Source organism: Cupriavidus agavae (genome assembly GCF_004217045.1).
In the GTDB taxonomy this organism is placed as follows: domain Bacteria; phylum Pseudomonadota; class Gammaproteobacteria; order Burkholderiales; family Burkholderiaceae; genus Cupriavidus; species Cupriavidus agavae.
In genome coordinates, this window is sequence record NZ_SGXM01000003.1 from 107734 (window position 1) to 134449 (window position 26716).

The 26716-nt window shown below is 68.7% G+C and carries 18 protein-coding genes; 9 read left to right on the forward strand and 9 right to left on the reverse strand.

Going from position 1 to position 26716, the window contains the following annotated elements:
* The first annotated feature begins 172 nt into the window (after window positions 1–172).
* The 5 genes from EV147_RS14360 to EV147_RS14380 all read left to right on the forward strand — a co-directional run bounded on the left by EV147_RS14360 (window position 173) and on the right by EV147_RS14380 (window position 8299).
* Window positions 173–2437 (forward strand): TonB-dependent hemoglobin/transferrin/lactoferrin family receptor, encoded by a 2265-nt coding sequence (locus EV147_RS14360; RefSeq protein ID WP_130391895.1) that lies wholly within the window; start codon window positions 173–175, stop codon window positions 2435–2437.
* Between the two features lie 18 nt (window positions 2438–2455).
* The gene (gene cobN, locus EV147_RS14365; protein WP_235844755.1) at window positions 2456–6499 is read left to right on the forward strand and encodes a cobaltochelatase subunit CobN; all 4044 of its coding nucleotides are present in this window, start codon (window positions 2456–2458) and stop codon (window positions 6497–6499) included.
* 89 nt (window positions 6500–6588) lie between these two features.
* Window positions 6589–7098, forward strand: coding sequence for a MotA/TolQ/ExbB proton channel family protein (locus EV147_RS14370; RefSeq protein WP_130391896.1), 510 nt, complete (start codon window positions 6589–6591; stop codon window positions 7096–7098).
* The gene (locus EV147_RS14375; protein ID WP_130391897.1) at window positions 7095–7475 is read left to right on the forward strand and encodes a DUF2149 domain-containing protein; all 381 of its coding nucleotides are present in this window, start codon (window positions 7095–7097) and stop codon (window positions 7473–7475) included. The genes EV147_RS14370 and EV147_RS14375 overlap by 4 nt, the downstream gene beginning before the upstream one ends.
* Window positions 7472–8299 carry a ChaN family lipoprotein gene (locus EV147_RS14380; RefSeq protein WP_130391898.1) on the forward strand — a complete coding sequence of 276 codons (828 nt, stop codon included), beginning with the start codon at window positions 7472–7474 and terminating at the stop codon, window positions 8297–8299. Before EV147_RS14375 ends, EV147_RS14380 begins: the two co-directional genes overlap by 4 nt.
* A gap of 84 nt (window positions 8300–8383) precedes the next feature.
* Here the strand turns inward: EV147_RS14380 and EV147_RS14385 are convergent, their stop codons facing one another.
* Together EV147_RS14385 and EV147_RS14390 are read right to left on the reverse strand one after the other, a co-directional pair.
* Window positions 8384–9820, reverse strand: a complete 1437-nt coding sequence (locus EV147_RS14385; RefSeq protein ID WP_235844756.1) for a sensor histidine kinase — start codon at window positions 9818–9820, stop codon at window positions 8384–8386.
* A 1-nt stretch (window position 9821) separates the two neighbouring features.
* Window positions 9822–10514, reverse strand: coding sequence for a response regulator (locus EV147_RS14390; protein WP_130391900.1), 693 nt, complete (start codon window positions 10512–10514; stop codon window positions 9822–9824).
* A 219-nt stretch (window positions 10515–10733) separates the two neighbouring features.
* Here EV147_RS14390 and EV147_RS14395 point away from each other — a divergent pair, with 219 nt between their 5' ends.
* On the forward strand, window positions 10734–11825 hold the full coding sequence (locus EV147_RS14395) for an ABC transporter substrate-binding protein (RefSeq protein WP_198680269.1): 1092 nt from the start codon (window positions 10734–10736) through the stop codon (window positions 11823–11825).
* A gap of 13 nt (window positions 11826–11838) precedes the next feature.
* On the opposite strand, the gene EV147_RS14400 is transcribed toward EV147_RS14395, so the two are convergent.
* A complete protein-coding gene (locus EV147_RS14400) occupies window positions 11839–12549 on the reverse strand; it encodes a TetR family transcriptional regulator (RefSeq protein ID WP_130391901.1) in 711 nt (236 codons plus the stop codon).
* A gap of 421 nt (window positions 12550–12970) precedes the next feature.
* Between EV147_RS14400 and EV147_RS14405 the strand changes: the two genes are divergently transcribed.
* Genes EV147_RS14405 through EV147_RS14415 form a run of 3 tightly spaced genes read left to right on the forward strand, consistent with a single transcriptional unit; the run spans window position 12971 to window position 18898 of the window.
* On the forward strand, window positions 12971–14215 hold the full coding sequence (locus EV147_RS14405) for an efflux RND transporter periplasmic adaptor subunit (RefSeq protein WP_130391902.1): 1245 nt from the start codon (window positions 12971–12973) through the stop codon (window positions 14213–14215).
* Between the two features lie 49 nt (window positions 14216–14264).
* Window positions 14265–17414 carry an efflux RND transporter permease subunit gene (locus EV147_RS14410; protein WP_130391903.1) on the forward strand — a complete coding sequence of 1050 codons (3150 nt, stop codon included), beginning with the start codon at window positions 14265–14267 and terminating at the stop codon, window positions 17412–17414.
* A gap of 14 nt (window positions 17415–17428) precedes the next feature.
* Complete coding sequence (locus EV147_RS14415; protein WP_130392213.1) at window positions 17429–18898, forward strand: efflux transporter outer membrane subunit; 1470 nt, start codon at window positions 17429–17431, stop codon at window positions 18896–18898.
* A gap of 108 nt (window positions 18899–19006) precedes the next feature.
* Here EV147_RS14415 and EV147_RS14420 read toward each other — a convergent pair whose 3' ends face one another.
* The 6 genes from EV147_RS14420 to EV147_RS14445 all read right to left on the reverse strand — a co-directional run bounded on the left by EV147_RS14420 (window position 19007) and on the right by EV147_RS14445 (window position 26716).
* The gene (locus EV147_RS14420) at window positions 19007–19864 is read right to left on the reverse strand and encodes an OmpW/AlkL family protein (protein ID WP_130391904.1); all 858 of its coding nucleotides are present in this window, start codon (window positions 19862–19864) and stop codon (window positions 19007–19009) included.
* Between the two features lie 33 nt (window positions 19865–19897).
* Complete coding sequence (locus EV147_RS14425; protein ID WP_198680253.1) at window positions 19898–21199, reverse strand: DUF2957 domain-containing protein; 1302 nt, start codon at window positions 21197–21199, stop codon at window positions 19898–19900.
* A gap of 52 nt (window positions 21200–21251) precedes the next feature.
* Window positions 21252–22631 carry a DUF2957 domain-containing protein gene (locus tag EV147_RS14430; RefSeq protein ID WP_407923243.1) on the reverse strand — a complete coding sequence of 460 codons (1380 nt, stop codon included), beginning with the start codon at window positions 22629–22631 and terminating at the stop codon, window positions 21252–21254.
* A gap of 243 nt (window positions 22632–22874) precedes the next feature.
* Window positions 22875–23777 carry a DUF1571 domain-containing protein gene (locus EV147_RS14435; RefSeq protein WP_130391906.1) on the reverse strand — a complete coding sequence of 301 codons (903 nt, stop codon included), beginning with the start codon at window positions 23775–23777 and terminating at the stop codon, window positions 22875–22877.
* A gap of 199 nt (window positions 23778–23976) precedes the next feature.
* Window positions 23977–24915, reverse strand: coding sequence for a TetR/AcrR family transcriptional regulator (locus EV147_RS14440; protein WP_130391907.1), 939 nt, complete (start codon window positions 24913–24915; stop codon window positions 23977–23979).
* 205 nt (window positions 24916–25120) lie between these two features.
* Window positions 25121–26716 carry a GMC family oxidoreductase gene (locus tag EV147_RS14445; protein ID WP_130391908.1) on the reverse strand — a complete coding sequence of 532 codons (1596 nt, stop codon included), beginning with the start codon at window positions 26714–26716 and terminating at the stop codon, window positions 25121–25123.

Here is a 26716-nt window from a genome sequence, read left to right on the forward strand (position 1 = left end):
GTCGACTCGGAAACAAACGAGAATAATTCTCGTTTGCGGCGGATGGCCCACCTCAACCACAGGGCCCGCCGTGCACGCATGCCAGCCATCCGCCCCCTGACGTCCGGCAGTCACCTGCCGCGCGGCATCCCAGCCAGCCAGCGCTATCGCTTTCCATCAGGGGGAAAATCCGATGACACGCAGTTTGCTGGGGGCGCGTTCGTGCGCCGCTGTCCGGGCGACACCGGTCGCCGCCGTCTGCGCCATGCTGAGCGCGCCGCTCTGGGCGGGGGAGGCGCGCGAGCTTGCGGAGGTGGTGGTCACGGCCACGCGTACCGAGGAACGGGCCGACGCGGTGGCCTCGACCATCACCGTCGAGGACGCGCGCAGGATCAGGCAGGCCATGCCCGTTGACGAGACCGGCCTGTTCGCCGACGAACCCGACATCGACGTGCCGCGCGACCGCCGGCGCTTTGGCGCCGGCAGCATCAACATCCGCGGCATCGAAGACAACCGCGTGCTGCAGATGGTCGATGGCGTCCGGCTGCCCGACTACTACAGCGGCGGCGGGCCGTCGAACATCTCTACCGCCACGCGCGAGGCGCCCGAGTTCTCGTTCCTGAAGCGGGTCGAAGTGTTGCGCGGGCCGGCGTCGAGCCTGTACGGCTCCGACGCCATCGGCGGCGTGGTGTCGTACGCGACCAGGGACCCCGAGGACCTGATGGGCGGCAAGTCCGCCGGCGCCGAGGTCGGGCTCGAATGGAACGGCATCGATGACGGGTTCCGCCAGACCGCGGGCGTGGCCGGCGGCACCGCGCGGCTCAGGGGCCTGTTCATGTACGCGCACCGCACGGCCCATGCAATGAAGAACATGGGCGGCGACGATTCGGTCTCGGTGGCGCGCAGCACGCCCAATCCGCAGGACGCGGAAAGCAACGCCTACCTGGGCAAGCTCGTGTTCGACGTCACGCCGCGCCAGCGCCTGCGGCTGGCCTTCGAGCACCGGGACGCCAGCAGCAGCACCGACATGCTGCGGCTCTCGCCCGCCCTGCCGCGCGTGCCCTTCGCCGACGGCACCGAGGACATGGAGCGCAACCGTGTCTCGCTGGACTACGAATGGCGCCCCGGCAACGGCCTGCTCGACCGCCTGACCGCCGCGGTCTACTACCAGAAAAGCCTCTCGAACACGCACACCAACCAGGTGCGCAGCCGTACCAGCAGCGGCTGCTCGGGCACGCGCGGCGGGCCGAACACCTGCAACGTGGCGCTCGCCTTCGATTTCGAGCAGGCGCAGGCCGGCTTCAACCTGCAGGCCGACAAGGCGTTCCAGACCGGCAGCGTCGGGCATCGCGTGATCGGCGGGGTCGATGTCGTCAACACCACCTCGGAGGAAGGGCGCGACGTCACCACGTTCAACACCACCACGGGCGCGGTGTCGAAATCGCTGGCGGGCGAGAACTTCCCGCTGCACGACTTCCCGAAGGGCGAGACGCGCCAGGTGGGCGTGTTCGTGCAGGACGAACTGCGCTTGCTCGACGGCCGCTTCACGCTGACCCCGGGGCTGCGCTACGACCACTATTCGCTCGGCCCCGAGAACGACCCGCTCTACAGCAACGCGGCCGGACAGACGGCGGTCAGCAAGCGCGACGGCAACCTGTCGCCCAAGCTGTCGGCGCTGTGGCAGGCCACGGAGCACGTCAACCTCTGGGCGCAGTATGTTTTCGGCTATCGCGCGCCGAACTACCGCGAGATCAATGGCGGCTTCCGCAACCCGGTGCAGGGCTACGGAGCGGCGCCGAACGCCGACCTCGACCCCGAGAAAAGCCGCTCGTTCGAGGTGGGCGTGCGCTACACCGGCCAGACAGTGCAGAGCAGCGTGGCGATCTTCGACAACCGCTACACCGACTTCATCGAGCAGGCGCGGCTGAACTGCCCGTCCGATCCGTCCTGCCTTGCGGGGCTGCGCGGGACATACCAGTACCGCAATCTGTCGAAGGTACGCATCTACGGCGCCGAGTGGCGCGGGTCATGGCAACTGGCGCCCGCCTGGCGCGTCGACGGGGCGGTGGCCTATGCGCACGGCACCAACGAGCAGAACGACCAGCCGCTCAACAGCGTCTCGCCGCTGCGCGCGTCGGCCGGCCTGACGTGGGAGCCGGCACGCGCCGATGGGCCGGGGGCTGCGTTGCGCTGGCGCGGCGCCCGGGCCGTGACGCGCACCGACGACACGCGCATCACGTACTTCCGCCCCGGTGGCTATGGCGTGGTCGACCTGCAGGCGTGGTGGCGCTTTGGCAAGCGCGCCACGCTGACGCTTGCGGTCAACAACCTGTTCGACAAGAAGTACTGGCTTTGGGGCGATGTCCGCAAGACGGGCGTCAGTGCCACGGAGGCCGGTGTCGACTTCTATACGCAGCCGGGGCGCACGGTATCGGCCGGCGTCACGGTCGCGTTCTGAGGGATTAGGAAAACTACGATGTCCCCACAATCGGCAGCGACAACCATAACGACAACCATCACGACGACGATGGCGAGGCAGGCGCGATGGCTGGCCTGGCTGGGGCTGTTGCTGGCCATGCTGCTCGCGCAGATGTCGCACGCGGCACACGCTGCGCCGACCGTGCACGTGCTGACCACGTCCCCGGTGCCGGCCGGCAAGTTCGAACCGCTGCGCGAGATGGCGCAGCGGTTCGGCATGGCGCTGGAAGCGCGCTATATCGAGAAGTTGTCGCCGCAGGAAATTGGCGTTTTTACGACGCAGGCGGACCTGCTGATCGTCGACGCGCCGCGCGACCACATCGTCGCGGCGATGCTCGCGCAACTGGGGCCGCTGTGGACCGCATCGAACACGCCGCGCGTGCTGCTGGCCACCGAGCGCTACGAGGCGCATGGGGTGGACGATGGGCTGGCGCAGCGGCTGCAGCGCTACTACGCGAACGGCGGGCGCGCCAACTTCGACGCGATGCTGCGCACGCTGGCCGCCGAACAGTTCCGGCTGCGCAGCGACCCGTCGATTCCTGCGCCGGTACTGTTTCCGAAGGCCGCCTACTATCACCCGCGGCTGCCCGACGTCATCACGACCACGCCGGCCGAGGCGCTGCGGGTGTCGGGCGCCGAGGGCACGCCGGTGATCGGCGTCGCCATCCATCAGGCGTACGTATCGGGCCTCGACAGTGCGTTCGTCGACGAACTGATCGCGCGCATCGAGGCGCGTCACGCGCGGGCGCTGGTGTTCTACGGCCCGGTCATGGAGGCTGACGGCATCACGCGCATGGCGGCGCCCGGCGGCAGGCGCCTGGTCGACGTGCTCGTCAACGGCCAGATCATGCTGAACCCGCAGGGCCGCAAGGCCGAGTTCGAGGCGCTTGGCGTGCCGGTGCTGCAGGTCATGCCCTACCGCAAGGGCGACGCCGACGACTGGGCCGCCGATCCGCACGGCATCAGCCTGACCGATACACCCTTCTATCTCGTGCAACCCGAACTGGCCGGTGTGGTGGACCCGGTACTGGCCGCTGCCACCTCGAAGCGCGACGGGGCCATCGTGGGTATCCCGGCGCAGGTCGATGCAGTGGCCGGCAAGGCCGTGGCGCTGACCCGGCTGCAGCGTGCGCCCAACGCCGACAAGCGCGTGGCCATCCTGTTCTACAACTATCCGGCCGGCGAGAAGAACCTGTCGGCCTCGTTCCTGAACCTGCCGCGCAGCCTGGCCGGCACGCTGTCCGCGCTGCAGGCGGCGGGCTACCGCACCGGGGCATTGGACGAGACCACGCTGCAACACGATCTGGGCGCCCTGCTCGCGCCGTTCTATCGCACGGACCGGCTGCAGGCGCTGCTCGATGCCGATCGGGCGGTGTGGCTGCCGATGCCGGCCTACCGCGCCTGGTTCGATGCACTGCCGGGCGACCTGCGCGCGGCGGTGACGCAGCGCTGGGGACAGCCCGGGCAATCGTCGATGGCCACCACGCGGCACGGCGAGGCGGGCTTCGTGATCCCGCGCCTGCAGGTGGGCAACGTGACGCTGATGCCGGTGCCGCCACGCGGCGAGCGCAGCGCCACGGACGAGAAGGCGCTCTACCACTCGACCAGGACGCCGCTGAACCACTTCTATCTGGCCGCCTATCTCTGGGCGCGCCAGGATCGCGACGCGCTGGTGCATTACGGCACCCACGGCACGCAGGAGTGGACGCCCGGCAAGGAACGCGCGCTGGCCGTCACCGATCCGCCGTATCTGGTGCTCGGCGACGTGCCCGTGGTCTATCCGTACATCGTCGATGACGTCGGCGAGGCCATCCAGGCCAAGCGGCGCGGCCGTGCCGTGATCGTCAGCCACCAGACGCCGCCGTTCCGGCCCGCGGGGCTGCATACCGAACTCACGCACCTGCACGACCAGCTGCATGCCTACCTGACCCAGGACGAGGGCGCCGTCAAGGACCGGCTCGGCGCCGACATCCTGGCGCGCAGCCGGGCGATGCACGTCTTCGAGGACATGGACTGGACCGAGGCGCGCGCCCGCGAGGATTTCGTCGGCTACCTCGGCGCGCTGCATACCCACCTGCACGACCTGGGCGGCGCGCTGCAGCCGTATGGCCTGCACACCTTCGGCCGCTCGCAGGACGATGGCCTGCGGCTGTTCACGACCATGGCGATGCTCGGCCGCGACTGGCTCGCGCGCGTGTTTCCCGAGGAGCCCGAGGAACTGTTCGCGGTGGACTTCGCGCAGCTCTCGCAGACCGCGCCTTACCGGATGGTGCATCGCTACGTGGTGGAGAACGCGCCGCTCGATGGCCTGCCCGATGCAAGGCAGCGGGAGGACATGCAGCGTGCGCGGCAGCTTTACGCCAGCCTCGACGCCCAGCCCGAGACCGAAGGTCTGCTGGCGGCGCTGGCCGGCCGGCATGTGGCGACGGGCACCGGCGGCGACCCCGTGCGCAACCCCGACGCGCTGCCCACGGGCCGCAACCTCTATGGCTTCGATCCGTCGAAGGTGCCGAGCCGCGAGGCATGGCAGGCCGGACAGGCCGCCGCCGAGGCGATGATCGCCGACTGGCGCAAGCGCCATGGCGCGTGGCCGAAGAAATTGGCGTTTTCGCTATGGAGCGTGGAGACGATGCGGCACCAGGGCATGCTCGAAGCGCAGGCGCTGGCCGCGCTCGGCATCCGGCCGAAGTGGGACAACGGCGGCCGCGTGGTGGGCGTGGAGGCGATGCCGTCCCGCGAGCTGGGCCGTCCGCGCGTGGATGTGGTGCTGTCGGCCACGGGCCTGTACCGCGATCACTTCCCGAACCTGATGAAGTGGCTGGCCGAGGCCGTGAAGCTGGCGGCGGCGCAGCCCGAGCCCGACAACGCGGTGGCGGCCAGCACGCGCACGCTGCGCACGCGGCTGGCGAAGGCCGGCGTGGCACCGGACCGGCTCGACGAACTGGCCGTGACGCGCATCTTCGCCAGCGAGTCGGGCAACTACGGCACGGGCCTGAACGACGCCGCGCTGGAAACCGATACGTTCGGCAGCGGCAAGGCCGCCGACGCGAAGCTGGCCAACCTCTACCTGTCGCGCATGCAGTACGCGTACGGCCCGGACGAGGCGCACTGGGGCGAGAAGCTGCCACAGGCCAACCTCTACGCCGAGAACCTCAAGGGCGTGGACGGGGCGCTGCTGGCGCGCAGTTCGAACCTCTACGGCATGCTGACCACGGACGATCCGTTCCAGTATCTCGGGGGGATCGGCCTGGCGGTGCGGCACCTGACCGGCAAGGCGCCCGAGTTGCTGATCTCGAACCTCCGCGACGCGAGCCACGCGAAGACCGAAACCGCCGCCAGCTTCCTGGCGACCGAACTGCGCACGCGCTACTTCCACCCGGGCTGGATCGAGGGCATGAAGGCCGAGGGCTACAGCGGTGCGCTGAATGTGCTCGATACGGTCAACAACTTCTGGGGCTGGACGGCCACCGCGCCCGAAATCGTGCGCGACGACCAGTGGACCGAGTTCGCCGAGGTCTACGTCAGGGACAAGCACCAGCTTGGCCTCGACGCATGGTTCGAGCGCCACGCGCCGCAGGCCCAGGCGCAGGTTATCGAGCGGATGCTGGAGGCGGCGCGCAAGGGCTACTGGCGTGCCGACGCCGACCTGCTGAAGACGCTGGCGCAGCGCTACGACACGCTGGCCCGGCGCCACGACATCCGCAGCAGCAACCGGCAGTTCGATACCTACCGCCAATCGATGGCGGCGGCGCCGGCCGGCTACGGGCTGCAGGCCCCTGCCGTGCCGCTCCGGCCGCGTGCGGCGCCGCCTGCGCCCGCCGCTGCGCCACCGGCTGCCCGGCCGCCCGCCGCGCAGGCGCCGCCGCCGTCCCCTTCCGCGCCACAGCCTCAGCCGCAGCCGGTGACCGGCATGGAGCTTGTGGAGCGAAAGTCGCCTGCCGCGGCGCTGGTGCCGGTGCTATCTTGGCTGGCCGGCGGTGTTGCCCTGGCTGCCGCGCTGATCGGCGGCGCCCTGAGCGCGCGACGGCGGCTGTCAGGCTGACTGCGCCGACATTGATATGACGGATTCTTAAGTTGATTTTATTCCTATATTTATTGATCGTATCGATATAGTATGGATTTGCCTCGACCATGACACCTACCCTGCTTGAAACGCTGATGTATGACGTCGGCCAGATGTTCCTGTACCCGACGCTGGCGCTGATTGGCCTGCTGTTCCTTTACGCGTTCTGGGCGCTTGGCGAATTTGCGATGCAGGCGTGGCTGCGCGGACGCCATCCGATCGCGTCCGGACGCGGCTACGTGCTGGTGGCGTGGGCGCGCCGCCACAAGGTCAGCCATGCGGATGCGCTCGACGTGGCCGCGCACAAGCTGCTGGAACGGCCGCGCATCGCCACGCGCGTGGCGCCGATGCTCGGGCTGGTGGCAACGATGATCCCGATGGGCCCGGCGCTCAAGAGCCTGTCCGGCGGCAACCTCGCCAACGTGGGCGAGAACCTGACCATCGCGTTCTCGGCGGTGATCCTGGCGCTGATCGCCGCCAGCATCACGTTCTGGGTCGTCAACGTGCGCCGCCGCTGGCTGGCCGAGGAACTGGTCTGGCTCGGCCAGACGCGCCCGACGTGGGAGGCCGACGCATGAAGTTCCTCGACGAAAGCGAGGGCGACGATCCCATCCTGTCGGTGGTCAACCTGATCGACGTGTTCCTGGTGGTGATCGCCGCGCTGCTCGTCACCATTGCGCAGAACCCGCTGAACCCGTTCACGCACCAGGACGTGACGATCATCACGAACCCCGGCAAGCCGAACATGGAAATCGTGTCGCGCCAGGGCGAGAAGATCGTGCGCTACCAGGCCAGCGGGCAGGTGGGTTCGGGCGACGGCATCAAGGCCGGCGTCGCGTATCGCATGAAGGACGGGTCGATGGTGTACGTGCCCGAGACCGGTGCCGGCGGCGCCGCCGTCCCCAACCATTCCGCCACTCAGGCCCCATCGCAACCGGAGTCCCCCAAGCCATGATCCGTACCCTCGCCTGCCTCGCGGCGGCTGCCCTGCTGGGCGCCTGCGCGTCAACCGCACCGTCGCCCGACGCCATGAGCCAGCGTTTCGCGGGCAAATCCTACGTCCTGCTTGGCGAGGTGCACGACAGCGCCGCCGCGCAGCAGCAGCGGCTGCAGGCACTGACGCGGGCGGTGGAAGCGGGCTGGCGCCCGGCCATCGCGATGGAGCAGTTCGACCGCGAGCGCCAGGCCGATATCGACCGCGCCCGCCGCGAGCGCCCGCGCGACGTGGATTACCTGATTGCGCAGGCGTCGGGCAAGAGCGGCTGGGACTGGGCGCTCTACAAGCCAGTGATCGCACTGGCGCTGCAGTACGACCTGCCGCTGCTGGCCGCCAACCTGTCGCGCGCCGACGCCGGCAAGATCGTGCGCGGCGGCTACGGCGGTGTCTTTGCCGCCGACCAGATGACCCGGCTCGGCCTTGACCGGGCGCTTCCCGCCGATCTCGTCGCGGCGCAGACCGCCACGCTCGATGCCAGCCACTGCGGGCATTTTCCGAAGTCGATGCTGCCCGGCATGCTGAACGCCCAGGCGGCGCGGGACGCCGTGATGGCGGAAACGCTACGTCCCTACGCGGGGCGCGGCGCCGTGCTGATCGCCGGCAACGGCCATGTGCGCCGCGATGTCGGCGTGCCGCGCTGGCTGGGCGACGATGGGGCGCGCGTGCTGAGCATCGGGTATCTGGAGGCGGACTCGCCCGACACCGGATACGACGCGGTGGTGCGCGTGCCGGCGAAGGATCGGGAAGACCCGTGCAAGGGGGCGGTGATGGGGGTGAAGTAACGCTTGAGCGGCCCTTGGTTTTCGCACGTCTCCCAGAGGGAGAGGGGCGCAACCAGCAGGGTTCGAAAATCCTGCATTGCTTTCTCACTCCACCAACAAGAACTCCATCTCCGCCCTCACCCCTCGCCCTTGCACGCCTTCGCGCAGCGTGACCTTGCCGCCAAACCTCGCGGCCATCTCACGCGAAATCGCCAGTCCTAGTCCAGACCCCGGTTCCGCATTGCCCACCCGCCGGTAGAACCGCGCGAACACCTTCTCGCGTTCGGCTTCAGGAATGCCGGGGCCGTCATCCTCCACCACGAGCACGGCGTGCCTACCGCGCCGCGCCGCCGACAGTGTGATGCGGCTGCGCGGGCCGGCGTACTGGATCGCGTTGTGGACGAGGTTGGCGAAGGCTTCGCGCAGTAGCGCGGCGTCGGCACGGATCGGCAGGGTCAGGCCGGCGGGACGTTCCCAGCCGAAATCCTGCTGCTTGCCGCGCGCCAGCGGCAGGTAGTCGAGCGCAACCTGTTCGGCCACGGCGAGCGCGTCAATCACGGTCAGGGCCGCGTCCTCGTCGCCGGTATCGCGCGCCGGCTGGCGGGCGCGGGCCAGCGCCAGCAACTGGTTGGTCAGCCGCGCGGCCTGCTCCAGTTGCGTGACGATGCCGCCCACGGCCTCGGCGGCCGCCGCATGCGTGGCGTTGTCGTGGCGCCCCTGCAGTTGCCGCTGCGCGTACTCGGCCTGGGTCTTCAGGATGGCCAGCGGCGTGCGCAGCTGGTGCGCGGCATCGGCGATGAACTGCGCCTGAGACTGCGCCATGGCCTCGGAGCGCGACACGTGCAGGTTCACCGCATCGACCAGCGGCCGCACCTCCACGGGCACGTGCTCGAATTCGAGCGGCGTCAGGTCTTCGGGCGAGCGCGCGCGCACGTCGGCGCGCACGCGCTGCAGCGGCTTGAGCACGTAGGTGATGCCGCCGACGAGGATCAGCGCCGACAGCAGGATCAGCCCCACGTCGCGCAGCAGCGCGCTGCGCCAGACGCTGCCGATCAGCGCCGCGCGCGGCTCGGCCGTTTCGGCCACCTGGATGATCACGCGCATGCGGGCGTCGGGGCGATAGACCGGCCGCGCCATCGCGGCAATGCGCACGGCATCGCCGCGATACGCGGCGTCGTAGAAGCGGGTCTCGTTGCTGACCAGCGCGCCCTTCGGCAAGGGCAGGTCGTCGTAGCCGGTGAGCGTCTCGATGCGGCCGTCGCGCTCGATCGAGATGCGGTAGAAGACGTGCGTCTGCGCGGCGGTCTCGAACATCTCCATGGCCGCGTCGGGCAGCGACAGCTGTATGCTCTCGCCCGCCATGCCGATGGCGTTGTCGATGGTGCGCACCGAGCCATAGAGCGAGCGGTCGTAGGCGGTGTTGGCGGCGTCGCGCAGCGTGCCGTACGTGAACCAGGTGTCCACGGCCATCATCAGCGCCAGCGCCGGTACCAGCAGCACCAGCAACTGCCGGCGCAGGCTGCCGCGCAGGCGGGGCCACATGTCAGGCATCGGCGGCGGGGGTGGCCGGTGTCTCGGGCTCCAGCAGGTAGCCGAAGCCGCGCAACGTGACGATGGTCACGCCGTGGCCGCTGAGCTTCTTGCGCAGCCGGTAGACCAGCACCTCGATGGCGTCGGGGCTGACGTCGGCATCGAGCGAGAACACCTTGTCGAGCAACTGCGCCTTGGTCAGCGGCTGCCCGCTGCGCGCGAGCAACGCGCCGAGCAGCGTGGATTCGCGCGGCGTCAGCGAGAGCGGCGCGCCGTCGAGCGTGAAGCTGCGCGTCTCGCCGTCGAACACCAGCGTGCCGCACTGCAGGCGCGGGTGCGCGCGGCCCCGGCTGCGGCGGATCAGGGCCAGCAGCCGCGCTTCGAGTTCGGCAATGGCGAAGGGCTTGGGCAGGTAGTCGTCGGCGCCCAGGTTCAGGCCGCGCACGCGCTCGTCGAGCGTGTCCTGCGCGGTCAGGATCAGTACCGGCGTGCGGTCGTCGCGGCCGCGCATGGACTTGAGCACGGCCAGCCCGTCCTTGCCGGGCAGGCGCAGGTCAAGCACCACCGCGTCGTATTCCTCGGCGGCCAGGCGCGTGTCGGCCTGCAGGCCGTCGGCCACGTGCTCGATGACGAAGCCGCCCTGCTCCAGCGCGCGGGCCACCCAGCGGGCCAGCTCCACCTCGTCTTCCACCAGCAGGATGCGCATGCCGGATCTCCTCCACCCGTGTCGTTCTGTTCGCCCAGGACGGGCCCGTGCGGGCTGCCTGCGGGCGCCTATAATACCTCCGCCCTGCGTGGCGCCGCTTGCCGCGCCCGCCGATCCCGCTCATCGCCCCCAGCGCGCGTTCCCGTGTCCGATCTGCTCCCCTATCCGCCGACTCCGCCCAGCGCCGCGCGCCGCCGCCTGCTGCTGGCCGGTGGCGCCATGGCGGCGGGCTGGCCGGCGCTCGCGCAGCCGGTGCCGCCGGTGCCGGCCGGCTATCCGTCCGGCTATGCCGAGACCATCGCCGGTGCGCGGCGCGAGGGGTCGGTCAACGTCTACGCGTCGACCGATCTCGAAGTGGCGCAGCCGCTGATCGCGGGGTTCGAGGCGCGTTATCCGGGCGTGCGGGTGCGCTACGAAGACCTGAACACCGTGGCGCTGCACGAACGCTTCCTGGCCGAGAGCGGCGCCGGTACGCCGGCACCCGGCGCACGCCATGCCGATGTGCTGTGGAGCACGGCCATGGATCTGCAGATCAAGCTCGTCAACGACGGGTACGCCCAGCGCTACGACTCGCCCGAGCGCGGCGGCCTGCCCGGCTGGGCCGTATGGCGCGAGGAAGCCTGGGGCACCACGTTCGAGCCGGCCGTGATCGTCTACAACCGGCGCCATTTCGCCGGCACGACGATGCCTACCAGCCGCAGCGGACTGGCCCGGCTGCTGCAGGAGCACGCCCAGCCGTGGCGGCGCAAGGTGGTGACGTACGACGTGGAGCGGTCGGGCGTGGGGTATCTGTTCGCGCAGCAGGACGCACGCATGGGCGGGGAGTTCTGGTACCTGACGCAGGCGCTGGGGCGGGCGCAGGTGGTGCTGTCGGCATCCACGGCCGAGATGATCGAGCGCATTGCCAGCGGCGAGCTGGTGCTGGGGTACAACCTGCTGGGTTCGTATGCGCTGTCGCTGATCGAGCGCGGCGCCGATATCGGCGTGATCGCGCCGCGCGACTACACGCTGGTGATGTCGCGCGTGGCATTCATCGCGCGCCGGGCGCCGCACCCCAACGCGGCGCGGCTCTGGCTGGACTACCTGTTGTCGCGCGAGGGGCAGGCGCTGCTCGGCAAGTCCACGTCGCAGCTCTATACGATCCGCACCGATACCGAGAGCCGCCACACCGCCAATGCGCTGGCCGAGCGGCTGGGCTATGCGCTCAAGCCGATCAGCGTGGGGCCGGGCCTGCTGGCCGCGCAGGATGCGCTGCGCAAGAAGGCGTTCCTGGCGCGCTGGCGCGAGGCGCTGGGCGGCCAGGCCATCTAGTCGGGCCGGAAAGTCAGGCGGTGGGCTGGGGCTGGCGCTCGCAGAGCGCGGCCATCTCGGCGTCGAGCGGCGCCATCGGACGCGGCTTGTAGCCCAGGCGCAGGGCCGGCGACAGGCGCAGCGTATCGATGAAGACGTCTGCCAGGCGCTCGGCTTCGTGGTTCAGGTCGAAGTCCGACGGGGAGAACAGCCAGTGCGCCAGCACCCCGCCAATGGCGGCGTGGAACGCGTTGACGGCCAGGTCGAGGTCAAGGTCGGCGGGCAACTGGCCGCGCTCCATGGCCAGGCGCAGGTGCTCGCGCATCTTGACCGTGCCGTCCGTGTGGGACTGGCGCTGGCGCTCGAAGATGGCGCCGTTGTCCTCCACCATTTCGCACTTGTGGAAGATGATCTCGAAGACCCGGCGCCATTGCGGGTTGGTCACGGTCTGGCGGAACACGAACGCGCAGATGTCGCGGATGCCGCCAAGCGGATCGGTCAGGAGCGCCAGCCGCTCGGGCGCGCAGAGCGCCTCCACGGGCAGGTTGACGCGGTCGGCCATGGCCGCGAACACATCGCTCTTGTTCTTGAAGTGCCAATAGATGGCGCCGCGCGTGACGCCGGCCGCTTCCGCGATATCCGCGAGCGACGGGCGTGCCACGCCACGGGCGTGGAAGACGGCTTCCGCCGCATCCAGAATCCGGTTGCGCGTCTCGAGCGCTTCTTCTTTGGTACGTCTGACCATTTCCTCTCTCACCCGCGGCAGGGTTGTGCCGCCCGGGCCTCCTGACGCCGCGCCGGTGTGGCGGGGCGTGCCGTCTGCGCGTTTGGCACGGCGGCCGAATCGTACAGTGAATGGAACAATCGTGCTGCCAGGGCGGGAACATTCCACAACAGGCAACCGATACGGGGTGTTGCAAACGGCGCACAACGTAATTTTGACTTACATACATGCGCGGATGTATCTATACTACGCGTTTGCTCGGGAATCAGCCAAGACGTTTTTTTGTGGCGCAATAGTCGCTTCGCCAAAAACGTTCCTGATTGATTCCCGTGACATCTGTATGCCCGCCGTGCCCCGTCCCCGGGGTACGCAGCGCCCGCGCCAGGCATTGGCGCGCTCTGGCGCCTGCGGCGAAACTCAAATTGCCATCACGGGGTTATCGATGAGGAAGTCCCAACGTATCCGCGGCGTAGCCGCTGCCGCTGCCGCCACCGTGGCCGCGCTGGCCCTGTCCGCCTGTGGCGACAAGGCGCCCCAGGGCGGCGCGATGCCGCCGCCGGAAGTGGGTGTGGTCACGGTCACGCCGTCGACTGTGTCGGTCATCAACGAGCTGCCGGGCCGCCTGGAAGGCGTCCGGACCGCCGAAGTCCGCGCGCGCGTCGAAGGTATCGTGCTGTCGCGCAACTACACCGAAGGCGGCGAGGTCAAGGCCGGCCAGGTACTGTTCCGCATCGATCCGGCCCCGTACCAGGCGCAGCTGGCCTCGGCCAGGGCGCAACTGGAACGCGCCGAGGCCAATGCCGTGTCGGCGCGCCAGAAGGCCGAGCGCTACAAGCCGCTGGTGGCCGTGAATGCCGTCAGCAAGCAGGAATACGACGAGGCCGTGGCCGCCGCCGGCCAGGCCAATGCCGACATTGCCTCCGCCAAGGCTGCCGTGACCACGGCGCAGATCAACCTGGGCTACACCACCGTGACGGCGCCGATCTCGGGCCGCGTGGGCCGCGCGCTGGTCACCGAGGGCGCGCTGGTCGGCAAGGGCGAAGCCACCAAGCTGACCACGGTCGAGCAGGTCGATCCGATCTGGGTCACGTTCACCCAGCCGGCCTCTGAAGTGGCGCGCCTGCGGGCCGCCATCGCCTCGGGCCAGGTCAAGGGCGTGAACGGCGGTGCCCGCGTGCACCTGTTCCCGGAAGCCAGCGACAAGGAATACAGCGCCACCGGCAAGCTGCTGTTCACCGACATGACCGTAGACCCGACCACGGGCGCCATCACGCTGCGGGCCGAATTCCCGAACCCGAAGCGTGAACTGCTCTCGGGCACCTTCGTGCGCGTGAAGATCGAGCAGGGCGTGGACGAAAACGCCCTGACCGTGCCGCAGCGCGCCCTGATCCGCAGCGCCCAGGGCGCCAGCGTGATGGTGGTGGGCGCCGACGGCAAGGTGGCGGCGGTGCCGGTCAAGGCGCCGCAGGCCATCGACGATCGCTGGTTGGTGACCGAGGGCCTCAAGGGCGGCGAGAAGGTGATCGTGGAAGGGCTGCAGAAAGTGCAGCCGGGTGCACCGGCCAAGGCCGTGCCGTTCCAGGACCCGAAGACCGCGCAGGCGCCCGCCTCGGCGCCGGCCGCCGCCAGTGGCGGTGCCGCGCCCGAGGGCAAGGCCGACGCCAAGCCGGCCGCCAAGCAGAGCTGACCCTCCGCCCCAAGCCAAGCCAGACAAGCCTTTATAGGGAGCCAGATTCATGGCGAAGTTTTTCATCGACCGGCCGGTGTTCGCGTGGGTGCTCGCGCTGATCATCGCGCTGGGCGGCATATTGGCGATCCTGCAGCTGCCGATCGCCCAGTATCCGAATATCGCGCCGCCGATCATCACGGTCAGTACCACCTACCCCGGTGCGTCGGCCAAGACGATCGAGGATTCGGTGGTCACGCCGATCGAGCAGGAGCTCAACGGTGCCCCCAACCTGCTCTATTACGAGTCGCAGAGCGAGTCGTCGGGGCTGGCCACGATCAACATCGCGTTCGCGCCGGGCTCGAACTCGGACCTGAACTCCGTGGAGGTGCAGAACCGCCTGAAGCGCGTGGAAGCGCGCCTGCCGGCGGAGGTGCGCCAGCAGGGCGTGCGGGTCGACAAGGCCGGCAACAACTACATGATGTTCATCACGGTCTCGTCGAAGTCCGGTAATTCGGACGCGATCGAGCTCGGCAACTTCGTCTCGGCGCAGGTGGTGGATTCCATCCGCCGCGTGCCCGGCGTGGGTGCGGCCGACCTGTTCGGCACCGAGTACGCGATGCGGATCTGGCTCGATCCGGCCAAGCTGACCGGATTCAACCTGACCCCCACCGATGTGACGGCGGCCGTGGCCGAGCAGAACATCCAGGTGGCCGTGGGTGAACTGGGCGGCACTCCGTCGCCCAAGGGCACCGAGCTGAACGCCACGGTCAACACCGAAAGCCGGCTGACCACGCCCGAACAGTTCTCGAACATCCTGCTGCGCGTGAACCCGGACGGTTCGTCGGTGCGCATCAAGGACGTGGGCCGCGTGGAACTGGGTGGCGCCGATTACTCGACGCTCGCCCGCATCAACGGCAAGCCGGCCTCGGCCATCGCCATCAAGCTGGCGCCCACGGGCAATGCGCTGCAGACGGCCACTGCCGTGCGCGCCAAGATGGAGGAACTGCAACGCTTCTTCCCGCCCGACTACGAGTTCAGCATCCCCTACGACACCTCGGCCTTCGTGAAGATCTCGATCGAGGAAGTGGTCAAGACGCTGCTCGAAGCCGTGGTGCTGGTGTTCCTGGTGATGTACCTGTTCCTGCAGAACTTCCGGGCGACGCTGATCCCCACGCTGGTGGTGCCGGTGGCGCTGCTCGGCACGTTCGGGGCCATGCTGGCGTTCGGGTTCTCGATCAACGTGCTGACCATGTTCGGCATGGTGCTGGCGATCGGTATCCTGGTGGACGATGCCATCGTGGTGGTGGAGAACGTCGAGCGGATCATGAGCGAGGAAGGTCTCTCGCCACGTGAAGCCACGCGCAAGGCCATGGGCCAGATCACGGGCGCCATCGTCGGCATTACGCTGGTGCTGACCGCCGTGTTCATCCCGATGGCGTTCTTCTCGGGCTCGGTCGGCAACATCTACCGCCAGTTCTCGCTGTCGCTGATCTCGTCGATGGTGTTCTCGGCCATCCTGGCGCTGACGTTGACGCCGGCCCTGTGCGCCACGCTGCTCAAGCCGGTGGAAGCGGGCCACCACCATGAGAAGAAGGGCTTCTTCGGCTGGTTCAACCGCACGTTCGCGCGGGCCTCGACCGGCTACCAGGGCATCGTGGCGCGCATCCTGCGCCGCAGCGGCCGCTACCTGATCATCTACGCGCTGATCATCGCGGGCGTGGTGCTGCTGTTCCAGCGCCTGCCGTCGTCGTTCCTGCCCGACGAGGACCAGGGCTACATGATCACGGTCGTGCAGCTGCCCACGGGCGCCACGCAGGAGCGCACCATCGGCGTGCTCAAGCAGATCGAGGACTACTACCTGCAGAAGGAATCGAAGGTGGTTGACCAGATGATCACGGTGGCGGGCTTCTCGTTCTTCGGCCGCGGCCAGAACGGCGGTATCGCGTTCGTGCGCCTGAAGGACTGGAAGGAACGTCCGGGTGACGAAAACACCGCACAGGCGCTGGTGGGCCGCGCGTTCGGCACGCTGTCGTTCATCAAGGACGCGATCATCTTCCCGCTGAACCCGCCGGCCATCTCGGAGCTGGGCAACTCGTCCGGCTTCGACTTCCGCCTGCAGGACCGCACGGGCCAGGGCCACGCCAAGCTGATGGAAGCGCGCAACATGATGCTGGGCATGGCGGCGAAGTCGCCGCAGCTGCAGGGCGTGCGTCCGGAAGGCCAGGAAGACGCGCCGCAGCTGCGCATCGACATCGACCGCGAGAAGGCGCGTGCGCTGGGCGTGTCGGTGGCCGAGATCAATTCGACGCTGTCCATCGCGTTCGGCTCGTCGTACGTGAATGACTTCATCTACGAAGGCCGCGTGCGCCGCGTGATCGTCCAGGCCGAGGGCTCGGACCGCCGCCTGCCGGACGACCTGACCAAGCTGCGCGTGCGCAATGCCAATGGCGACATGGTGGCGTTTGCGGCGTTCGCAAAGTCGGAGTGGGTCATGGGCTCGCCGCGCCTGGAGCGCTACAACGGCATGCCGGCCGTCAAGCTGGCCGGCCAGGCCGCGCCGGGGCAGTCCACCGGCGAGGCGATGCGCGTGATGGAAGAGAACTTCGCCAAGCTGCCGCCGGGCTTCGGCTTCGAGTGGTCGGGCCAGTCGTATGAAGAACGCCTGGCCGGTTCGCAGGAGCCGATCCTCTACACGCTGTCGCTGGTGATCGTGTTCCTGTGCCTGGCCGCGCTGTACGAGAGCTGGTCGATCCCGGTGGCGGTGCTGCTGGTGGTGCCGCTCGGCGTGATTGGCGCGCTGCTTGGCGTGACGCTGCGCGGCATGCCCAATGACGTGTACTTCAAGGTGGGCCTGATCGCCACGATCGGCCTGTCGGCGAAGAACGCCATCCTGATCGTGGAATTCGCCAAGGACCTGCAGGCCCAGGGCCGCAGCCTGGTGGACGCCACGCTGGAAGCGGTGCACCTGCGGTTCCGCCCGATCCTGATGACGTCGATGGCGTTCATCCTGGGCGTGCTGCCGCTGGCGATCTCCACGGGTGCCGGTTCGGGTAGCCAGCGCGCCATCGGTACCGGCGTGATGGGTGGCATGATCACGGCAACCGTGCTGGCAATCTTCCTGGTGCCGGTGTTCTTCGTGGTCGTGCGCGGCTTGTTCAAGGGCAGCAAGGCCCAGGAAGAGCGCGAGCAGGCCCGGATGGAAGGCAAGGAAATCTGACGATGACGCTCACGATGACAAAGCATTTGACCGCATTGCTGCTGGTCGCCGGGGTGCTGAGCGGCTGTACGCTGGCGCCCCGCTACGAGCAGCCGGCCCCGCCCGTGGCGGGGGCCTATCCGGCCGCGCCCGAGGGCTACGCCGCCGCCGAGGTGAAGACCGGTGAAACGCGCCGGGCCAACGACATCGGCTGGCGCGAGTTCTTCACGGACCCGCGCCTGCAGGCGCTGATCGCCACGTCGCTGGAGAACAACCGCGACCTGCGCACGGCCGCCCTGCGCATCGAGGAGGCGCGCGCACAGTACCAGATCCAGCGCGCCGACCTGCTGCCCACGGTGAACGGCAACGCCAGCTTCCAGCGCGGCAAGTTCTCGGGCCTGACCTCCGGGGTGGGCCAGTCGTTCACGGGCAACATCTATCAGGTGGGCCTGTCGGTGACGCAGTGGGAGCTGGACTTCTTCGGCCGCGTGCGCAGCCTGTCGAACGCCGCGCTGGCGCAGTACTTTTCGACCGAGGAAGCTCACCGCGCCGCGCATATCTCGCTGGTGTCGGAAGTGGCCAAGGCCTATCTGGCCGAACGCGCCGCCGCCGAGCAGTACGACCTGGCCCGCGAAACCTACGAGGCGCGCCAGAGCACGTTCGAACTGGCGAAAAAACGATTCGACGCGGGCGCCACCTCGGCGCTCGACCTGCGCGACAACGAATCGCTGGTGGCGCAGGCCCGCGTCTCGGCCGCGCAGCTGGCCCGCCAGCGCGCGCAGGCCCAGAACGCGCTCGAAGTGCTGGTCGGCAAGCCGATCGCCGAGATCCAGAACCTGCCGGCGCCGATGCGGCTGTCCGACGAGCGGATCATCAGCGATATCCCGGAAGGGCTGCCGTCCGACCTGCTGACGCAGCGCCCGGATATCCGCCAGGCCGAGCAGGCGCTGCTGTCGGCCAATGCCAACATTGGCGCGGCGCGGGCGGCGTTTTTCCCGCGCATCACGATGACGGCCAGCGCCGGCACCATCAGCCCGTCGTTCTCGGGGCTGTTCGATTCGGGCACGGGCATCTGGTCGTTCTCGCCGTCGCTGGTGCTGCCGATCTTCGACACGGGCCGCAACCTGTCGAACCTGGATCTTGCCAACGTGCGCAAGAACATCCAGATCGCCAGCTACGAGAAGACGATCCAGACCGCGTTTGCCGAGGTGGCCGACGCCCTGCAGGCCCGCGGCACGCTCGAAGAGCAGGTGGCGGGCCAGGAGCAGCAGCGCAACGCCGAAGCGGCGCGCTACGAGCTGTCGCGGCTGCGCTTCCGCAGCGGCGTGGCGAGCTACCTGGACGAACTCGACGCGCAGCGGCAACTGTTCTCGGCCGAGCAGGCGCTGGTGCAGGCGCGGCAACTGCGGCTGACCAATGCGATCGACCTGTATCGGGCGCTGGGCGGCGGGTTGAACGAGACGGGGCCGGTGGCGCAGGTGGCGCCGCAGACGACCACGCAGTGATGCGGTTGTTGTAGAACGAAAAGGGCGAAGCGGATGAGGCTTCGCCCTTTTTTTTTCGCTGGCCTCTCCCCAGCTCCTCTCCCGCTCGCCGGGGAGGGGAGAAAACAGTCAGAACTTGTAGGTCGCCGCCAGGAAGAAGATGATCGGATTCGGCTTCAGCGTCGTCTTTGACGTGGAAAGCACCGTGCCGTCCGAGGCCTTGATCGTCATGCTCGATTCGGTCTTGAGCGGGATATAGGTCACCGCGCCGGTGATGCCCCAGTGCTCGTTGATGTTGTAGGTGCCGCCGATGTTGAACACCGGCGCCCACGACGACGAGGCATCGGCCGACACCGAAGTCGGCCCCGGAATGCCGGCGCCGGCCGCCAGCACCGCACCAAGGTTGTTGTTGACCGATTCGGCGAAGGCCGGGTTGACCTTGATGTCAGTGAAGAAGTTGTAGGACACCCCTACCCCCACAAATGGCCGAAATGCTACGCCGGGCTCGCGGAAGTGGTACTGCACCATGGCGGCCGGGCTCCACTGCCGCGCCCGGGTGATGATCGGGTTCAGCGAGGGGTCGCCCAGGCTCTGGCGGCCCAGCGCGCCGGCCGGGCCGGGCGGAATCAGCTCGCCGTGGCCGTAGAGCTTGAAGGTCGGCGGGATGCCGCCCACGGCGGTGATGGCGATATGGTCGGTGACGAAGTGGCTGAACGTCAGGCCCAGCGTGTCCGCGTTCGAGGTCGACAGGCCGCTGCCCGGCGCCGTGAACGAGGACGGCAGGCCGAGCGGATAGTTGATCGGCACGTCCACCACGTTGGTGGTCATCGGCGGGCTGGTGCCGAAGGTTTCGATATGGAACCAGCCGGCCGAGATCACGTTGTCGCCCTTCTTCTGGGCGTGGGCCGGTGCGGCGGCGAACAGGCCGCACGCGGCAACGGCCGCCAGCAGGCGGGCCAGGGTGGCGCTCGCAGGTTGCAGCTTCATCGATGGTCTCCTCTCGTTCTCGTTCTCGTTGTCTTATTCGACGAAGGCGCCGATGCCGAAGTACGGCGTGCCGTTGCGGTCCTCCAGGAAGCCCAGCACGCCGCCCGTGAACATCAGCTTGCCGGTGATGCCGGCCGTGCCCTCCTTGCGCGTGGTGGTCACCACGCCGGCCGTGGTCTGCGAGAAGTCGAGCTTGAGCGCGATGGCGCGCGTGGCGTCCGACGCGTGGAACGGATCGAGCATGGCGGCCTCGGCACCCACCAGCGCCGTGACCTTGTAGTCGAAGTTGCTGTCCACGCCCACGTACTCGCCGTTGACGCTGCCCTGCTGCCACGACGCCGCGGGCGCCATCATGCCGATGCCGATCTCGTCGTCGGCGCCCAGCGGCAGCTTGTCGGCGCTGGCGTAGCCCACGCGGATCATGATCGGCACCAGTTGCCCGCGCAGCTTGCCGACAATCAGGTACGCACGCCCCATCACGGCGCCCAGGCTCGGCGGCTGCTCGCCTTCGTAGTTGGTGGAGAGCAGCGCGCCCGTGGCCTGCGGCACGAACTTGTTGCCCTTCTGCTTGCAGGTGCCGCCCGGCCTGTTGTCGCAGACCGAGAACGAGCCATCGGCCGCCAGAGACATGCGGTAATCCTGGGCCACCGTGGCAAAGCCCTTCGACGGGATCTCGTGGAAGCCGGCGCCGTTGTAGACCCCGGCGATCTTGCCGAGGTCGGTCTCGGTCTGCGCGAAGCCGATGAACTGGAAGTACGGGAACGTGGTGTCCGGTACCGCCCCCGCACCCAGCAGGCCGTTGAACTGGATGCGTGCGCCGGGGATGGTGCCGCCCATCACGCCTTCGCCCAGGAACAGCTTGGCGGGCCGCGCGGGATCGAGGCTGGCGCCCTGCAGCACGAACGCGCACTGGTTCAGCTTCTCGGTGGGCAGCGCGGTTTCGCGCGCCAGCGTGCCGGTGATTACGTTCTGGCCGCCGGTGGGGTCCGAGCGCGTGGGCGATACGGTGCCCGTGGTGCGCGGCACCGACGAATCGAGGAAGGTCACGGACCAGGTCTTCTGCGTGGTGTCGATCTGCACCTTGACCAGCTCGCCCGAGCCGGTGCCGCCGATGTACGGCGTGGAGTAGTCCACCGAGGCCGGACACAGGCGCGGCACGCCCACCGTGGCCGGCGCGGGGCTGCCGCCGCCGCCCCCGCCGCCGCCGCCTCCGTCGCCACCGCCGCCGCAGGCGGCCAGCAGCACGAGCGAGGCGAGGGCCGGCGCGGCGCGCAGCGCGCGGCGGCCGGTGGCGGAACGTTGCGCGCGGGGCGCGAGCCATTGCGGCAGATGCATGATGACGTCTCCTGTGGGCTTTCTTATGTTGTGTGAGGCAGGGTGCTGCGCTTCAGCGGCTGGCCACCGCGCTGACGCGGAAGGTGGGGTTTGCCGCCGGGCCGAACAGGTGGGCGTAGACCGGGCCGGTGCTGATCAGGGCGCCCGGGGTGCCGCTGTTGTCCACCGTGGCCACCTGGCCGGGCCGGGTCTGCGTGAAATCCATCTGGAAGGCGCCGGTCGGCGTCAGCGACGCGTCCTGCGGATCGAGCAGCGCGCCCACGTTGTCGTGCAGCGACGAGGCCGTGTACCTGAAATCGCTGCCCGAGCCGATGTAGCCGCCCTTGAGCATGGCGGCGGTGACCGGCGTCGTCGCCGACAGCAGCCCGATGCCCGATTCGTCATCCACGCGCAGCTTGAAGTCGAGCGGGTCGAGGTCGATCTCGGCAAATCCCACGCGCACCAGCACCGGCACCAGCTTGCCTTCGAGCTTGCCGACGATCAGCACGCCCCGGGCGCGGCTGTAGTTGTCCTGCAGCAGCGCCGCCTTGTACAGGTACGGGTAGGGCTGCATCTCGTTGTCGTTGGCACTCTCGAACGCGCCGTCGGCGCCGCCGCGCAGCTTCCACGGCTGTCCGGTCGACTTGCAGGTGCCCGATGCGGCCGTGCAGGTGCCATCGGCGTTGAGCGTCTCGACCGTGGTGATCGTGGCCGGAACGAAGTTGGTGCCGCCCAGCAGTTCGCCACTCGACGGCACGAGGTGGTAGGCCAGCATGTTGTAGCTGCCAGCCACCTTGGCGAAGTCGGTTTCGGTCTCGGCGAAGGCGATCACCGGGTACATCGGGAAGGTGCGCTCCGGAATCACGCCCAGGCCGCCGAGGCCCGGATTGTTGTACGAGATCGTCGCGCCCGGAATGCCGCCGCCGGCCACGCCATTGCCGACGAACAGGATCGGCGGGTTGGCCGGGTCGATGATGGCCTGCGAGACGCCGTCCGACGCCGTGGCGGTCTTCAGCTCGTACGCGCAGTTGTTCTGCGCCTCGGTCGGCAGCGGCCTGGCGGGATGCGACATCGTCCCGGTCAGCGTCACGCCGGCGCGCGTTGGCGAGACGCTGTTCGTCACCTTCGGCACCGCGGACTCCAGGATCTGGATGCGGTAGGTGCCCTGCCGGCTGTCGAGCTGGATCTTGACGAACTCCCCGGCGCCGGAGCCGCCCGTGTACGTGGTGCTGTAGTCGAGCACGCCCGGGCAGATGGCGGCCACCGGCGCGTTGGTGGTGGGGCCGGACGGGGTGCACGTTCCATTGGTGGCGCACTGCTGGGCGTTGGTGGCGGCCGGCGTGCCGCCCGGCTCCTCGCCCCCGCCGCCGCAGGCGGCGAGCGCCAGCGCGAGGCTGCAGAGGCCTACCCCGGCCAGGCTGGAAAGGCTGCGTGAAAGGGCCGACTGGTTCAGCGGGTCCATGGTTTGTCTCCTCGTTCTTATCGTCGGTGCGGCGGCCTGTCGCCAAACTCGCACAGTGGTCGGAATCTCGCGTTTCAAGCGACGGTGCGCAATAGAGCGCACGTTCCAAACACGGTGGCCGCACCGCAGACCCTTGACCTGCCAAGCATTTCGCGCGCCATTCAAACCGCCGCCACACGGCGCCGCGCACGGATTCAAACGGGGGGTGGCGCCGGAATCGGGCAGCCGGGCCGCTCAGAACTTGTATTCGGCGTTGGTTGGGTCGAACGTCGAGGCGTCGAAGCTCTTCTTCACGGCCTTCTCGAAGACGATCTTCTCGACCATGTTCCCGTCGGCGTCCCAGGCGGTCTCCTGGCGCGGCCACGGATGCCTGAGGTCGAACATCAGCTGCACCTTCTTCGCGTAGTACTTTGGCGCGCCCTCGGGCAGTTCCCATGTCAGCGCCACCATGCGCGTACCGTGCTCCTGCACGATCTCGGCGCGGCTGTATTTCTCGGACAGGCCGGCGGCCTTCAGCGTCCTGGCGTCGCGCTCCAGCATCGACAGCACGAACTGGAAGCCCAGGTCGCGCACGGTGTGGTTCGACTGCGATTTCGCCAGCGAGCCGTCGATGGCGGTCCAGATCGACGTGAAGCCCAGCACGCCGCCGAGGTGGCCGTACATCTCGTCACGGCGTTTGGTCTCGTCGTAGATGATTTCCTGGCCCGCCTGCGCGCCGTTGGGCAGCCACCTGGCGTAAAGCTGGCGCGGCATGTGGCGGTAGCGGATCAGCATGCGCGCCGGCTTGTCCTGCCACTGGCCGTTGAGCCGCTCCTGGCGCGTCATCGCGTATTCGTACTCGGGAAAGCGGTTGATCTCCTGCCGCGCCCAGGTCAGCAGCGCCTCGGGCTGCAGCGCGTCGAACACGGCCAGCACCTGCGCGTCGGGCAGCGCCGCCAGTTCGCCGCTGGCCGTCTGCCTGGCCAGCATCGCCGTCTGCTGCGCCGTGGACAGCCCGTCGTAAGGCGTGGCGGCGCGGGCCGGTGCCGGCTGCGCGGCGGGCGCGCCCTGCGCGCGGGCATCGAACAGGCTCAGTTGCGGCGCGGCCATCAGGCTCAGGGCGCCGCCGAGCGCGGCAATCGTGATCAGCTGCTTCATCGCGGGTCTCCAGTGGTTTTTACGTTGGTGCGGGCAAGACGGGGCCCTCCCGCGCATGTCGGTGACAGCGGGCTCAGGGAGGGGCGCACCGGAACCGCGGCGCGCAACGGGTCACGCCTCGCGGAGGGCAGGGCGAATCAGGTGAATCGGACTGTCGGGATCGGCGGCAGCCCCGGGTGGGGACTGCCGCAGCCGGTGGTTACGTCCTGGAGCGGGTGCGCATCCAGTCGTCGAGCGGATTGCTGGGGAAGGCGCAGTGCTCGCGGCGTACCGCCAGGCTGGCGGTGGCCGAGCGCGCGGCGCTCTCGCTGCGCACGGTGCGCGCGCTGCGCCGGGCGCGGTTCACGGCGGCGGCCGTGGCTGCGGCAGCCTGCTCGGCCTCAGATTCCACCGAGGCGGCCAGCGCGGCCAACTGTGCCTGTTCGTCGGCGTGCTGGGCCTCGCCGATCTCGAACACGTCGTGCAGCGCGCCCAGCTCCTGGGTCTCGGGCGACGGGGCCTTGAGGGCCGCCACCACCATCGACGTCAGCTGCGCCAGGATCTCGGCATCGCTCATGCGCTTGCCCTGCGTGAACGCCGGCATCAGGTTGCCGAGTTCGTCGCCGGCCAGCACGCCGGCCAGCGCCTTGAGCGCGAAATGCAGGCGCCATCCCAGGTCCTGGCGCGGCACGTCCGGCAACGCGCGCGCAAACGCCTCGAAGAAGCGTCCGAACACCGGTGCGTAGTGCCCCATCAGCCAGGACTGGATGAACGGCGAGGTATCGGAATACACACGCCCCAGCAGCCGCAGGAACGACGGCCCGCCGATCTCCGGCTCGCGCGCCATCTGCAACGCGGGCACGAACAGCGCGCCCATGACATGCTCGCAGCGGATCTCGTTGCCCGGCCAACGCGCCTCGCAGGCGTCCAGCAGCGCAAGCCGCCGGGTGTTGAGCGGGTCCAGCCGGCGGCCAAGCACCGACTGCATCATGATTTCCTTGCTGCGGAAGTGATAGTTGACGGCGGCCAGGTTGACGATGGCGCGCGACGTGACCTGTCTGAGCGATGTCGCCTCGTAGCCTACCTCGATGAACAGTTTCTCGGTCGCATCCAGGATGCGGGCCTTCGTATCTCCTGCCGTGGTTTTCCCGGTCTTCATGGGGGCGTCTCTCGCTCAAATACCGCTGTGGACCCCTGCAAAAAAAGTACATCCACTGTGCTGCCAAGCTCCCTGCTCTATCGGCATACGGATGCTTGAAACGGTTGTAGGCAGCCTACTCCAGTGATCGCACCGTTTCACAAGACCATTTTTCGAGGTCTGACTCTAAATTGCAAGCCCCGATTCTGCATGGCGGAAAATCCCATCACGCCATGATGGTCTGTCTCATTCCTGAAGCATTCTGCGCCGTCAGTGCGAAAACTGACAATTGGGGATTGGCACCTATGCTTGTCGGAAATACCGAACCGTCGAGCACGAACAGATTTGACAGTTGATGGTGCCGGCCCGCGCTGTTGACCACACCCCGGGCAGGGTCTTCGCTCATCGCGCAGCCGCCCATCAGGTGGGCGGTGAACAGCATCGCGCGGAATTTCCTGAGCGGCAGCGTCTCGATGCCCGCCCGCGCTTCGGTCCAGCTGGCGTAGGGCCGGGCATCCAGGTGCGCCGGACGGACCGTGCGCGCCCCGGCCGCGAACTGGGCTTCGGCCATGCTCAGGTAGGCCCGGCGCACGCCATCCCAGATGTAGTCGCTCACGTCGTAGTCGAGGATCGGACTGCCGTCGGCCGCCACCCGCACCCGGCCGCCGGGGCTGTCGGGGACGAAACCGTCGCGCAGCAGCGCCAGCATGGCGTTGGTATGGGGCAGCGCCGCCATCTGCCGGCGCAGGTCGGCGCCGATGCCGTTGAAGACCCCTGCACTGATGCCGGGGAACATCGGCGGCACTTCGAGCTTGTAGCCCATGGGACCGGTGGCGCCGTCGCGCCACTGGAAGTGGTCCGATGCGATCGATTGTGGCGCACCATAATACGGATCGATTTTCTCCGGCATTTCTGCGATGCTCAAATTCACCGGATGAATGAAGGTGCGGAGCCCGAGCTGGCGATGCGGATCAGGAACGTTGGACCGCAGCAGCAGGGCCGGGGTGTTGATCGCCCCGCCCGCCGCCACCACATGCCGCGCCCGGATGGTCACCGCGATGCCGCTGGGCGTGTACCCATCGTGGCCAAGCGCCTCGGCGGTCAGGCCGCGCACGGTCCTGCCATCGTGATCGATCGTGCGCACGCGCAGCCGGTGCACCAGCGTGGCGCCGTTCGCCAGCGCCGCCGGGAGGGTCGAGACCAGCATCGACTGCTTGGCGTTGACCGGGCAGCCCAGCCCACAGTAGCCAGTGTTCCAGCAACCCTTCACGTTGCGCGGGATCACGTGCCACTCCCAGCCCAGCGCTTCGCAGCCCCGCCGCAGCACGGCGTTGTTCGGATTCGGGTCCATCGCCCACGGCGCCATGCCGAGCCGCGCCTCGATCTTCGCGAACCACGGGGCCATCTCGGCCTCGCTGTGCCCCACCACGGCGTGGGCGGCGGCCCAGTGCGCCAGCGTCTGCGGCGGCGTGCGGAAGCTCGACGACCAGTTGACCGTGGTGCTGCCGCCAACCGAGCGTCCCTGCAGGACCGAGATCGCACCGTCCGACGTGGCCCGCGCGGCGGCCTCCTGGTACAGGTCGCGGTAGGCGCGGCCTTCGTCCATGTCCCGGAAGCTGTCGGACGTATGCAGCCCGCCCTCTTCGAGCATCAGCATGCGCAGGCCGGCCTGGCTCAGCAACTCGGCCGCGATGCCGCCGCCCGCGCCGGTGCCGACGATGGCCACGTCGGCATCGAGCATGCGCGGCGCCGTGAACGTGGCGGCGTCGAGCACCTGCCAGCCGGACGCGATGCCGGCGCCGTAGATATCGGATATCGCCAT